The sequence below is a fragment of the Variovorax sp. Root411 genome (assembly GCF_001425205.1).
Classification (GTDB): domain Bacteria; phylum Pseudomonadota; class Gammaproteobacteria; order Burkholderiales; family Burkholderiaceae_C; genus Variovorax.
In genome coordinates, this window is sequence record NZ_LMDW01000019.1 from 208,224 (window position 1) to 220,605 (window position 12,382).

A 12,382-nucleotide genomic window follows, 5' to 3' on the forward strand; every position below is an offset into this window, starting at 1 on the left:
ACCGTACCAGAGGGGTCAGTACAGCTTCAGGCCGGGGGCTGTTCGATTTCGAACACCTGGCGCAGGTAGGCCAGGTATTTTTCGTCTTCGCACATGTTCTTGGATGGCGTGTCCGACAGCTTGGCCACCGGCTGGTCATTGCAGTGGATCATCTTGATGACGATCTGCAGCGGCTCGTAGCCCAGGTCGTTGGTGAGGTTGGTGCCGATGCCGAAGGCCAGCTGGCAGCGGCCGCGGAACTGCTGGTAGAGCTCGATGGTGCGCGGCACGGTGAGGCCGTCGCTGAATATCAGCGTCTTGGTGCGCGGATCGACCCGGTTGGCGATGTAGTGCGCCAGCATGCGCTCACCCCACTGGAACGGGTCGCCGCTGTCGTGGCGGGCGCCGTCGAAGAGCTTGCAGAAGTACATGTCGAAGTCGCGCAGGAACGCGTTCATGCCGTACACGTCGGACAGCGCGATGCCCAGGTCGCCGCGGTACTCGCGCGCCCAGCTCTCGAAGCCGAAGATCTGGCTGTCGCGCAGCCGCGGGCCGAGCGCCTGGCAGGCCTGCAGGTATTCGTGCGCCATGGTGCCCAGCGGGATCAGGCCGAGCTTCATGGCGTACAGCACGTTGCTGGTGCCCGCGAGCTGCGGCAGCCGCGTGCCGGGCGGCGCCTGCACCGGCGGCGAGGTGACGGCGCCGAGGCGGGCGGTCAGCGTGCGCAGCACCTCTTCGTGCCAGTCCTTGGAGAAGCGGCGGCGCGTGCCGTAGTCGGCGATTTTCAGGTCGGAGAGGCCGGCGTCCTGCAACTGGGCGATCTTGGTTTCGAGGCGGCGGCGGCCTTCCTCGATGTCGGGCTTCTTCTGCGTATTGCGGAAGTACACCTCGTTGACGATGGCCAGCACCGGGATCTCGAACAGGATGGTGTGCAGCCACGGCCCCTTGATGCGGATCTCGAGTTCGCCCGAAGGCTGGGGAACGATGTTGATGTACTTCTCGTTGAGCCGGAAGAGCCCGAGGAAGTCGACGAAGTCGCTCTTGATGAAGCGCATCGAGCGCAGGTAGGCCAGCTCGGCGTCGCGGAACTGCAGCGAGCACAGGCTGCGCACCTCGTCCCGGATCTGTCCGGCGAACTGCGCCAGGTCGACACCCGGGTTGCGGCACTTGAAGCGGTACTCGACCCGGGCCCCGGGGAAGTGATGCAGGACCACCTGCATCATCGTGAACTTGTAGAGGTCGGTGTCGAGCAGGCTGTGAATGATCATGGTGCTGTGCGCGGTGTCTCAAACTTTCGGCGTCCGTTCGATTATCACGGGGTGAGTCGGCCTCTGCCTACGGGGCCTGAACTGCACGTCCTACCGTGAGGGTGAATCCCCCCGATGACAGTGACTCTACGGCGAGCACACGGCCCGCCGCATCAACCCGGTCTAAGTCAAAGGAGGTTCGCATGAACAAGGACACCATCGAAGGCAACTGGAAACAGCTCAAGGGCAAGGTCAAGGAGCGATGGGGCAAACTGACCGACGACGACTTCGACGTCATCGCCGGCAAGCGCGACCAGCTGCTCGGCCGCATCCAGGAGCGCCACGGCATCAGCCGCGAAGAAGCCGAGAAACAGGTCAAGGATTGGGAATCGCGCGATGGCCGCACGCCGGACGCGCTCTGGTTCGAACGCTATTGAGCGGCTCCTGAATTTCATCCACTCCCGAAGGAAACATCCCATGAAAAAGCATCTCCTCATGCTGGCCCTCGCCTCCACCTGCTTCATCGCCACGCAGGCCAGCGCCATGACCAAGGACGAATACAAGGTCGCCAAGGAAAAGATCGAGGCCGACTACAAGGTCGCGAAGGCCCAGTGCGACACGATGAAGGACAACGCCAAGGACGTCTGCCAGAAGGAAGCCAAGGGCAAGGAAGACGTCGCCAAGGCCGAGCTGGAGCAGCAGTACCAGCCGAGCGACAGCCACGCCCGCAACGTGGCTGAAGAAAAGGTGAAGGCCACCTACGAAGTCGCGAAGGAAAAGTGCGACGACCAGAAGGGCGATGCCAAGAGCGCCTGCGTGAAGCAGGCCAAGGCGGACGAAGCCCAGGGCAAGGCCGACATCAAGGCAATGAAGAAGACCGCCGGAACTTCGGAGCGGCCCACGCCGGTCAAGCCTTGAGCGAATCGACCACGCGTTGCAGCGCCTCGGGTAGCGGTACCGGGCGCTGCGTGACGCGGTCCACGTAGACGTGGATGAAGTGGCCCTGCGCAGCGGCGGTGTCCGAGTCCTCGGCGAACAGCGCGATTTCATAGCGCACGCTTGACCGGCCCGCCTGCGCCACCCGGACGCCCGCCTCCACCGTTTGGGGGAAGGCGATGGGCGAGAAATAGTGGCATTGCGTCTCCACCACGAAGCCGATGGTTGAGCCCTCGTGGATGTCGAGCGCGCCGCGCTCTATCAGTAGCGCATTCACCGCCGTATCGAACCAGCTGTAGTAGACGACGTTGTTGACGTGGCCGTACATGTCGTTGTCGGCCCAGCGCGTGGGGATGCTGCGAAAAGCGCGGTAGCTGCCGCGGGCCTGGGGGATAGGTTTGGTCGGAGCGCTCATCGCGCGGCATTTTGCCCGGGAAGCCGAATTTAGAAGACGGCTTCTAAATTGCTGCGCAGCAGCAAAAAACCCTTGATCGCAAAACTCAGCTGCCTATACTTGAGGCCATGCTGCACCGCAACATAGACGGCGAGACAGCGCAACGTGAACCGACCACTCAATCATCCCTTCTGGAGATCCCAAATGGCCCTGACCGCTGACCAAATCCTCGCCGCCCAAAAGGCAAACCTCGAAACCCTCTTCGGCCTGACCACCAAGGCTTTCGAAGGCGTCGAGAAGCTCGTCGAACTGAACGTGACCGCCTCGAAGGCTGCCCTGGTCGAAGCCCAGAGCACCGCCCAGGCCGCCCTGAGCGTCAAGGACGCCCAAGAGCTACTGACGCTGCAAGCCAGCCTGTTCCAGCCCCTGGCTGAAAAGACCGCTGCCTACAGCCGTCACCTGTACGACATCGCCCAAGGCACCGGCGCCGAGTTCACCAAGGCCTTCGAAGCCAAGGCCTCGGAAGCCCAGCAAGCCTTCGTCGGCCTGGTCGACAGCGCTTCCAAGAACGCCCCCGCCGGTTCGGAAACCGCCGTTGCCGTCCTGAAGAGCGCCGTGGCTGCCGCCAACAACGCTTTCGAATCGGTCCAGAAGGCCGTCAAGCAAGCATCGGACGTCGCCGAAGCCAACTTCAATGCCGTGTCGACGCAAGCCGTTGCCGCCGCAAAGACCGCAACCGCTTCGCGCAAGCGCTAAGCTGGCGACCACCACCAGTTGTCTCCTTGGGTCCTCACGGATCCAATTCAGGGCCTCGTCTCACGACGAGGCCTTTTTTTCGTCTGGCGGGCCTCTTCGATAATGCGGGTCTTATTTCAGGAGACTCTCCATGCAGATCGACGGCAAGGTTTTTATCGTGACCGGTGGCGCTTCGGGCCTCGGCGAAGGCACGGCGCGCATGCTGGCGGCCAATGGCGCCAAGGTGGTGATCGCCGACATGCAGGCTGACAAGGGCGAAGCCGTCGCGCGCGAGATCGGCGGCGCGTTCGTCAAGTGCGACGTGAGCCAGGAAGCCGACGGCCAGGCCGTGGTGGCCGCCGCGCTCAAGCTCGGCAAGCTGGTCGGCCTTGTCAACTGCGCCGGCATTGCACCGGCCGAGAAGACGGTGGGCAAGAACGGCCCGCACGCGCTCGCCGTGTTCAGCAAGACCGTCACGGTCAACCTGCTCGGCAGCTTCAACATGATCCGCCTGACGGCCGACGCCATGGGCAGGAACGAGCCCGAAGCCACCGGCGAGCGCGGCGTGCTGATCTCGACCGCCTCGGTCGCGGCCTACGACGGCCAGATCGGCCAGGCTGCCTACAGCGCCTCGAAGGGCGGCGTGGTCGGCATGACGCTGCCCATCGCCCGCGACCTCGCGCGCAGCGGCATCCGCAACATGACCATCGCCCCCGGCATCTTCGGCACGCCCATGCTGTTCGGCATGCCGCAGGAAGTGCAGGACGCCCTGGCCGCCAGCGTGCCCTTCCCTTCGCGCCTCGGCACGCCGGAGGACTACGCGAAGCTCGCGAAGCACATCATCGAGAACGACATGCTCAACGGCGAGGTGATTCGTCTGGACGGAGCGATTCGATTGGCTCCCCGCTGAGAGCGGATTTCGGCGGCTTCGTGCTGCCGGTGCGGTCCAGGCGCTCGTAGTTCGCGATCACCTGGGCGCCCAGCAGCACCAGCGTGGCGGCGATTTCCAGGCTCAGCAGCACCACGATGGCCGTGGTGAGCGAGCCGTAGACCACGTTGACCTGCGACAGCGTCGAGAAGTACCAGATCAGCACGCGCCGCGTGGCCTCCCACAGCAGCGCGGCTGTCACGCCGCCCAGCAGCGCATGGCGCAGCGACATGCGCCCGGCCGGCATCACGAGGTAGAGCGAGGTCAGCATGAAGATCTCGCCCCCCAGCCCCAGCAGGTACAGCAGCAGCCCCGAAACACCCGACAGCGACCAGCTGCGTCCCAGCAGATCGACGCTTTCCTGCCCCACCAGTTGCAGCGCGCCCGACACCAGCGTGACGAGCAGCAACCCGACGCACAGGCACAGGATGTAGACGTAGGGCATGGCCACTGATACCAGGAAGTGGCGTTTGTGATCGGCCTTGCGGTGGTGAAAGATCACCGCCATGGCACTTTCGAGCACGCTGAAGGCCAGCGAGCTGAAGAAGATCATGGTCACCAGCAGCACCGGCCCCAGCACGTCGCGATGGTCCAGGAAGCTCGACAGCTCGGCCACGATGGCTTTCGACTGCCCCGGCAACAGCCATTCGAGGTACCGCCCGATGGTGCGCAGCAATTCGGCCTGCTCGATGACGTGCGACAGCGCAATCACGCTCACGATCAGCAGCGGTACGATGGACAGCAGGGCGTAGTACGCCACCGCTCCCGCGAGCAGCAGGCCCTGGTTGGCGCGAAATTCCTTGAGCGCGTCCCAGGCGAACCGCAGGGGGTGGCGCAGCAGCGGCGCGATGTGTTGCAGGGGTTTGGGCATCGTCATGCGTGGATCCGGTCGCTCTTTCAGTATGCCGCCGGGCCGCGAGGCTTCGCCCGCTTGCGTATGATTTGCCGCTCTTCGCCTACATGACCATCCCCGCTTCATTCATCCAGGAACTCATCGCGCGCGCCGATGTGGTCGAGATCGTGGGCCGCTATGTGCAGCTCAAGAAGGCCGGCGCCAATTTCATGGGCCTGTGCCCGTTCCATGGCGAGAAATCGCCCTCTTTCTCCGTCAGCCCGACCAAGCAGTTCTATCACTGCTTCGGCTGCGGGGTGCATGGCAACGCCATCGGCTTCCTGATGGAGCATGCGGGCATGGGCTTCGTCGAGGCGGTGCACGACCTTGCCGGCCAGTACGGCCTGCAGGTGCCGGAAGACGACGCCTCCCCCGCCGAGCGCGCCCGTGCCGCCAGCCAGCGCCAGAAGCAGGCCACGCTGACCGACGTGCTCGAAAAAGCCGGCGACGCTTACCGCAAGCACCTGCGCCAGGCGCCCGGCGCCATCGAATACCTGAAGGGACGGGGGGTGTCGGGCGAAGTGGCCAAGCAGTTCGGCATCGGCTATGCACCGGCCGGCTGGCGCGCGCTGGCCAGCGTGTTTCCCGACTATGACGACCCGCTGCTTGCCGAGAGCGGGCTGGTGATCGTCAACAACGAGGAAGGCCAGCTCAGCGAGGCCGAGGCCAAGCGCTACGACCGCTTCCGTGACCGCGTGATGTTCCCGATTCGCAACGTGAAGGGCGAATGCATCGGCTTCGGCGGCCGGGTGCTGGGCGACGAGAAGCCCAAGTACCTGAACTCGCCCGAAACGCCCGTTTTCAGCAAGGGCCGCGAGCTCTACGGGCTCTACGAAGCGCGCGCCGCCTTCCGCGACCGCGGCTATGCGCTGGTCACCGAGGGCTACATGGACGTGGTGGCGCTGGCGCAGCTCGGTTTTCCGAACGCGGTGGCCACGCTCGGCACGGCCTGCACCACGGAACACGTGCAGAAGCTCTTCCGCTTCACCGAATCGGTGGTGTTCAGCTTCGACGGCGACGCCGCGGGCCGCCGTGCCGCGCGCAAGGCGCTCGACGGCGCGCTGCCCTATGCCACCGATGTGCGCAGCATCAAGTTTTTGTTCCTGCCGGCCGAGCACGACCCCGACAGCTTCATCCGCGAACATGGCGCCGACGCGTTCGCCCGCTTCGTGAACGAGGCGACGCCGTTGTCGCGCTTCATGCTCGAAGCCGCCCGCGAAGGCTGCGACCTGACTTCCGCCGAGGGCCGCGCCCACATGACGAGCAACGTGCGCCCGCTCTGGAGCGCCATGCCCGACGGCGCACTCAAGCGCCAGTTGCTGAGCGAGATCGCAACGCTGGTGCAGCTCGATGCGGCGGCGCTGTCGGACCTCTGGGCCTCGACGCCCGGCCCGCGCAAGGCCGGGGGCGCCCCCGCGCAGCAGCAGCGCCATGGCGAGGCGCCCGGCTACGGCGGTGGAAGCGGCGACGACTACTACCCGGACATGCCCCCGCCCCAGGACTACGAGCCGCCGCGCTATGAAAGCGATAGCAAGCCCAAGTTCCAGCAGCGCGGCAAGTTCACCAAGGGAAAGCGCTGGGGCGGCAAGTTCGAGGAACCCATCGAGCCCCTGCGCGGCCGCGGCGCCCCGCCCAGCCGCCCCGACGTGGCGGTGCGGCTGCTGCTGTCGAACATGGCGCAGTGGGAAGCCCTGTCGCACGAGCTTCACCTGATGCTCTGCGAACTGCCCGGCCACCACGGCGCCCTCTTCACCTGGCTCGACAGCCAGCTGCACGAGCACGGTGTCCAGCCCTGGGCAGCCCTGCGCGAAGGCCTGCGCGGACTCGGCTTCGAGCCGCTGGCCGAGCGGTTGATGTCCGTCTCCGAAGCCGGCCCCATCCCCGAGGGCGAAGAAGCGCAGCACCTGGCCGACGCTGCCCGCGAACTCGCCAACGTGCTCGATTTCATGCTCGACGACCGCCTCAAGACCCAGCAGAGCGAAGCCATCGCGGCCGTCGGGAAAGACCCGAAAGCCCTGGAGCGCTACAAGGCGCTGGAGACCCGGCGGCTTGAATTGCGCGCCCGCCTGCGCGCCTCGGGTTCAGAAACTGCTTGAAATTTGCGCAACACGCTATAATGTAGGGCTTCGCAACTGGCGAAATTAGGCAAGAGCGACAGCAGCACCTCCGGGCCGACCCCTAGCGCAACGCACTCCAACGGTAAATTCCGGCGGAAAGGGTCAATAACCGCAAGGACTGCATACCAAATGTTCGCCCGACATCTTGCCTGTTGAGGAATTCATTCCTCTTTCCCATTTGTTTTTAGTCCGTGCCTGTGCACGGGCTGTGGTGGCGCTGTCCGCGTGACGGTGCGCCTGTGATTTCGCTTGTTCTTTCTTGCCGTAACGAGGTCGTATGCCCAGTTCAAAGAAGCCTGCTCCTTCACTTGCCAAAAGCGTCGCCACCAAGCCCGCAGCAGAGAAACCGTTGAAAGCCGGCGCGAAGCCGGCAACCAAGACGGCCGCCGCCGCATCCGGATCGGCAGCCGCAACGAAAGTGAAAACCGTGCCCACGAAAACGACCTCTCTCGACGATCCCAAAAAAGCAGCCGCCCCGGCAGCCAAGAAAGTCGGCCGCCCGCCCAAGGCCGCCGGCGCCGCCGCGCCTGCCACCGGCGCCAAGCGCGGCCGCAAGCCCAAGGCTGACAAGGATGCGCCCGAGAACGACATCGACCTGTCGGACATCGAGGAAGATCTGGCCGGCGACGAGCCCGCGGCTGCCACGACCACTGAAGAAAAGGTCAAGCCGCTGCGCATGAAGATCAGCAAGGCGAAGGAACGCGCCTTGATGAAGGAGTTCGGCCTCGACGAGACCGTGCTCTCCGAAGAAGACCTGGCCAAGCGCCGTTCGCGCCTGAAGACCCTGATCACGCTGGGCAAGACCCGCGGTTACCTCACGCACGGCGAAATCTCCGACCACCTGCCCGACAAGCTGGTCGATGCCGAGACCATGGAAGTCGTGGTCACCATGCTCAACGACATGGGCGTGGCGGTGTACGAGCAGACGCCCGACGCCGAGACCCTGCTGCTGAACAACACCGCGCCCACCGCCACCACGGTGGAAGAAGCCGAGGAAGAAGCCGAAGCTGCCCTGTCCACGGTGGACAGCGAATTCGGCCGCACCACCGACCCGGTGCGCATGTACATGCGCGAAATGGGCACGGTCGAGCTGCTGACGCGCGAAGGCGAAATCGAAATCGCCAAGCGCATCGAAGGCGGCCTGATGGCCATGATGGAAGCCATCTCGGCCTCCCCCGCCACCATCGCCGAAATCCTGCGCCTGGCCGCCGAGATCCGCGAAGGCAAGGTCGTCATCTCGACCATCGTCGACGGCTTCTCGAATCCCAACGAGGCCGACGACTACGTGGCCGAAGAAGACTTCGACGAATTCGACGAGGAAGACGACGATGACGGCAAGGGCGGCTCCAAGGCCCTGACCAAGAAGCTTGAGGAACTCAAGCGCGAAGCGCTCGAGCGCTTCGACCGCATCGCCGGAATGTTCGAGAAGGTCCACAAGATCTACGACAAGGAAGGCTACGGCACGCCTGCGTACGTCAAGGCCCAGGAGTCCCTGTCGGAAGAGCTGATGACCATCCGCTTCACGGCCAAGACCATCGAGAAGCTGTGCGACCTGGTGCGCACGCAGGTCGACGACGTGCGCAAGAAGGAGCGCGAGCTGCGCCGCATCATCGTGGACAAGTGCGGCTTCCCGCAGGACGAGTTCATCCGCGACTTCAGCGGCTTTGACAAGAACGGCAACCGCATCGCGTCGAACCTGCTGAACCTCAAGTGGGTCGAGAAGCAGGCCGCCGCCGGCAAGCCCTGGAGCGCCGTGCTCGCACGCAACATCCCACCGGTGCAGGAACTGCAGCAACGCCTGACCGACATCCAGTCGCGCGTGGTGGTGCCGCTGACCCAGCTCAAGGACATCAACAAGCGCATGAACGAAGGCGAGTCGTCGTCGCGCGACGCCAAGAAGGAAATGATCGAGGCCAACCTGCGCCTCGTGATCTCCATCGCCAAGAAGTACACCAATCGCGGCCTGCAGTTCCTCGATCTGATCCAGGAAGGCAACATCGGCCTCATGAAGGCGGTCGACAAGTTCGAATACCGCCGCGGCTACAAGTTCTCGACCTACGCGACGTGGTGGATCCGCCAGGCCATCACCCGCTCGATCGCCGACCAGGCGCGCACCATCCGCATCCCGGTGCACATGATCGAGACGATCAACAAGATGAACCGCATCTCGCGCCAGCACTTGCAGGAGTTCGGCTTCGAGCCCGACGCCGGCATCCTGGCCGCGAAGATGGAGATCCCGGAAGACAAGATCCGCAAGATCATGAAGATCGCGAAGGAGCCGATCTCGATGGAAACTCCCATCGGCGACGACGACGATTCGCACCTGGGCGACTTCATCGAGGACAGCAGCAACACGGCGCCCATCGAGGCCGCCATGCAAGCCGGCCTGCGTGACGTGGTGAAGGACATCCTGGACTCGCTCACGCCGCGCGAAGCCAAGGTGCTGCGCATGCGCTTCGGCATCGAGATGTCGACCGACCACACGCTGGAAGAAGTCGGCAAGCAGTTCGACGTGACGCGCGAGCGCATCCGCCAGATCGAAGCCAAGGCGCTGCGCAAGCTGAAGCACCCGAGCCGCTCCGACAAGCTGCGCAGCTTTATTGATACGCTCTAAGCCGGTCACCCGGTATTTCTCTGACGAGAAGGCGCCCGCAAGGGCGCTTTCTTTTTTGGCATTTACGATAAGAACAATGGAGCAAACCTCATGAATCCCGATGCAGACAAGCTCTGGCAAGCCCCGCGCTGGGCGTTGGCCGTGCTGCTCGCAGTGCTCGGCATGCTGGGCCCCTTCTCCATCGACACCTACATTCCTGCCTTCTCGGGCATTGCGCAATCCATCGGTGCCACGCCGGCCGAGATGCAGCAGACGCTGTCGGCCTACCTGTTCGGCTTCGCGTTCATGAACCTGTTCCACGGCGCGCTGTCGGACAGCTTCGGCCGACGGCCCGTGGTGCTCTGGGGACTGGCCGTGTTCACCATCGCCTCGCTGGGCTGCGCGCTGTCGCAGAACATCACGCAGCTCGTGCTGTTCCGCGGGCTGCAGGGCCTGTCGACCGGCGCCGGCATCGTGGTCTCGCGCGCAGTGATCCGCGACATGTTCCCGCCGGCCGAGGCGCAGCGGGTAATGAGCCAGGTGACGATCTACTTCGGCGTGGCCCCGGCCATCGCGCCGATCGTCGGCGGCTTCCTGTTCGTGCACGCGGGCTGGCATGCGGTGTTCTGGTTCCTGGTGGCCGTGGGCGTGGTGCTGTTCGCCGCCAACTACAAGCTGCTGCCCGAGACGCTGCACAAGGACCACCGCCAGCCCTTCCAGGTGCGGCATCTGCTGCGCGGCTACTGGGACCTGTGCTCCGACCCGCGCTTCCTGCTGCTGGCCTTCGCGAGCGGCGTGCCATTCAACGGCATGTTCCTCTACGTGCTGGCCGCGCCCGCGTTCCTGGGCGACCACCTCGCGCTGCAGCCGCAGCAGTTCTTCTGGTTCTTCCTGCTGACCATCGGCGGCATCATGCTCGGCGCGCGCGCCAGCGGGCGCATGGCCGGCAAGGTGGCGCCCAAGCGGCAGATCCGCGACGGCTTCGTCATCATGCTGGCGACCTCGGTGGTCAACGTGGTGGCCAACACCTTCTTCGAGGCGCACGTGGCCTGGGCGCTGTGGCCGCTCGCGGTGTTCGCCTTCGGCTGGGCGCTGATGGTGCCGGTGGTCACGCTGCTGGTGCTCGACCTGCACCCGGAGCGCCGCGGCATGGCCTCGTCGCTGCAGGCCGTGATCGGCTCCACCGCCAATGGCGTCGTGGCCGGCGCGGTGGCGCCGCTGGTGATGCATTCGACGCTCGCGCTGGCGCTGACCTCCATGGGCATGCTCGCCATCGGCCTGATCGCCTGGGTGTGGCTGCACGGCCGATGGCCCGAGATCGGCCGCATGGTGGCTCACGAAGGCTGAGCACGGGGGTTGCGATGCGATTCGAGGCACTCCTGACTCATGCGCGCGCCTGGCTGCCGGGCCGCACCACCGTCGATGCGCGCGAGCGCCTGCGCGCAGTTGCGGGCGCCGGCCTCGGCCTGCTGGCCACCGCGCTGCTGTGCCGGTGGATGGCCGGCCCGCTCGGCGCCACCGTCTGGCTGATCGCGCCTTTGGGCGCCAGCGCCGTGCTGGTGTTCGCGGTGCCAGCCAGCCCGCTCGCGCAGCCGTGGTCGGTCATCGGCGGCAACACGCTGTCGGCGGTGGTCGGCATCGCGGCCGTCAGCTGGATTCCCGACCCCGCACTGGCCGCCGCAGTGGCCGTAGCCGGCGCCATCGGCGTGATGTTCAGCGCGCGCTGCCTCCATCCGCCCGGCGGCGCCGCGGCCCTGCTCGCGGTGCTGACCCACACCACGCATTTCTCGTCGGCCCTCTTTCCCTTCTTCACCAATTCGCTGCTGCTGGTGCTGGCCGGCGTGGCCTACAACTCGCTGACCGGGCGGCGCTATCCGCACGTGCAGGTGGTGCGCCCGCCCGCGGCCGATGCGCGCTTCAGCCAGGCCGACATCGACGCGGTGCTGGCGCGCTACAACCAGGTGCTCGACATCAGCCGGGACGACCTCGAATCGCTGATCCAGCAGACCGAGCTCGAGTCGTACAAGCGGCGCCTGGGCACGCTGCACTGCGCGGACATCATGTCCAGCGTGCCCATCTCGGTGGAGTTCGGCACGCCGCTGCAGGAAGCCTGGGCGCTGATGCACGAACGACACATCAAGGCCCTGCCCGTCACCGACCGCACGCGCCGCGTGGTCGGCATCGTCACGCAGGCCGACTTCTTCCGCCAGCTCGACCTGCAGCACCATGACGGCATCGCAGGCAAGCTGCGCGACCTGATCCGCGCCACGCGCTCGGTGATGTCGGACAAGCCGGAGGTGGTCGGCCAGATCATGACGCGCCAGGTGCGCGTGGCCAGCGCCGACCGGCCCGTGGTCGACCTGGTGCCGTTGTTCTCCGAGGGCGGGCACCATCACATTCCGATCATCGACGGCGAGAAGCGGTTGACTGGGATGATCACGCAGTCGGACTTCGTGCGGGCGCTGTACCGCGCCGTCGGGCCTGCTTGACCTGCATTTCTCCCTCCCCTCCCGGGGGAGGGTCGGGGTGGCACGGCGGCCTCGACTTCCGAACAGCGCTCG

The 12,382-nt window shown here is 65.4% G+C and carries 12 protein-coding genes; 8 read left to right on the forward strand and 4 right to left on the reverse strand.

Going from position 1 to position 12,382, the window contains the following annotated elements; genetic code table 11:
• Positions 1–26 precede the first annotated feature (26 nt).
• Positions 27–1,247, reverse strand: a complete 1,221-nt coding sequence (pncB, locus tag ASC92_RS23965) for a nicotinate phosphoribosyltransferase (protein ID WP_056520739.1) — start codon at positions 1,245–1,247, stop codon at positions 27–29.
• Between the two features lie 182 nt (positions 1,248–1,429).
• On the opposite strand from pncB, the gene ASC92_RS23970 reads away from it, so the two are divergent.
• Both ASC92_RS23970 and ASC92_RS23975 read left to right on the forward strand, forming a co-directional pair.
• Positions 1,430–1,663: a CsbD family protein gene (locus tag ASC92_RS23970; protein ID WP_056520741.1), complete on the forward strand. Its 234-nt coding sequence runs from the start codon at positions 1,430–1,432 to the stop codon at positions 1,661–1,663.
• Between the two features lie 40 nt (positions 1,664–1,703).
• On the forward strand, positions 1,704–2,144 hold the full coding sequence (locus tag ASC92_RS23975) for a hypothetical protein (protein WP_056520743.1): 441 nt from the start codon (positions 1,704–1,706) through the stop codon (positions 2,142–2,144).
• Here the strand turns inward: ASC92_RS23975 and ASC92_RS23980 are convergent.
• The gene (locus ASC92_RS23980) at positions 2,134–2,577 is read right to left on the reverse strand and encodes an acyl-CoA thioesterase (protein ID WP_056520745.1); all 444 of its coding nucleotides are present in this window, start codon (positions 2,575–2,577) and stop codon (positions 2,134–2,136) included. The two genes, ASC92_RS23975 and ASC92_RS23980, sit on opposite strands and share 11 nt — an antisense overlap.
• A 183-nt stretch (positions 2,578–2,760) precedes the next feature.
• Between ASC92_RS23980 and ASC92_RS23985 the strand changes: the two genes are divergently transcribed.
• Positions 2,761–3,312 carry a phasin family protein gene (locus ASC92_RS23985; protein WP_056520747.1) on the forward strand — a complete coding sequence of 184 codons (552 nt, stop codon included), beginning with the start codon at positions 2,761–2,763 and terminating at the stop codon, positions 3,310–3,312.
• 130 nt (positions 3,313–3,442) lie between these two features.
• Positions 3,443–4,201 carry a 3-hydroxyacyl-CoA dehydrogenase gene (locus ASC92_RS23990; protein ID WP_056520749.1) on the forward strand — a complete coding sequence of 253 codons (759 nt, stop codon included), beginning with the start codon at positions 3,443–3,445 and terminating at the stop codon, positions 4,199–4,201.
• Here the strand turns inward: ASC92_RS23990 and ASC92_RS23995 are convergent.
• A complete protein-coding gene (locus tag ASC92_RS23995; RefSeq protein ID WP_007830662.1) occupies positions 4,149–5,096 on the reverse strand; it encodes a YihY/virulence factor BrkB family protein in 948 nt (315 codons plus the stop codon). The two genes, ASC92_RS23990 and ASC92_RS23995, sit on opposite strands and share 53 nt — an antisense overlap.
• 83 nt (positions 5,097–5,179) lie before the next feature.
• Between ASC92_RS23995 and dnaG the strand changes: the two genes are divergently transcribed.
• Positions 5,180–7,207, forward strand: a complete 2,028-nt coding sequence (gene dnaG, locus ASC92_RS24000) for a DNA primase (RefSeq protein ID WP_056520977.1) — start codon at positions 5,180–5,182, stop codon at positions 7,205–7,207.
• Positions 7,208–7,330: 123 nt separating this feature from the next.
• On the opposite strand, the gene ASC92_RS29440 is transcribed toward dnaG, so the two are convergent.
• On the reverse strand, positions 7,331–7,663 hold the full coding sequence (locus tag ASC92_RS29440) for a hypothetical protein (protein WP_235505979.1): 333 nt from the start codon (positions 7,661–7,663) through the stop codon (positions 7,331–7,333).
• Here ASC92_RS29440 and rpoD point away from each other — a divergent pair.
• From rpoD to ASC92_RS24015, 3 genes are all read left to right on the forward strand, one after another.
• Positions 7,656–9,842: an RNA polymerase sigma factor RpoD gene (rpoD, locus tag ASC92_RS24005; protein WP_235505980.1), complete on the forward strand. Its 2,187-nt coding sequence runs from the start codon at positions 7,656–7,658 to the stop codon at positions 9,840–9,842. The genes ASC92_RS29440 and rpoD overlap by 8 nt on opposite strands.
• A 90-nt stretch (positions 9,843–9,932) precedes the next feature.
• On the forward strand, positions 9,933–11,168 hold the full coding sequence (locus ASC92_RS24010; RefSeq protein WP_056520753.1) for a multidrug effflux MFS transporter: 1,236 nt from the start codon (positions 9,933–9,935) through the stop codon (positions 11,166–11,168).
• 14 nt (positions 11,169–11,182) lie between these two features.
• Positions 11,183–12,310 carry an HPP family protein gene (locus ASC92_RS24015; RefSeq protein ID WP_056520755.1) on the forward strand — a complete coding sequence of 376 codons (1,128 nt, stop codon included), beginning with the start codon at positions 11,183–11,185 and terminating at the stop codon, positions 12,308–12,310.
• The last annotated feature ends 72 nt before the right edge of the window (positions 12,311–12,382 follow it).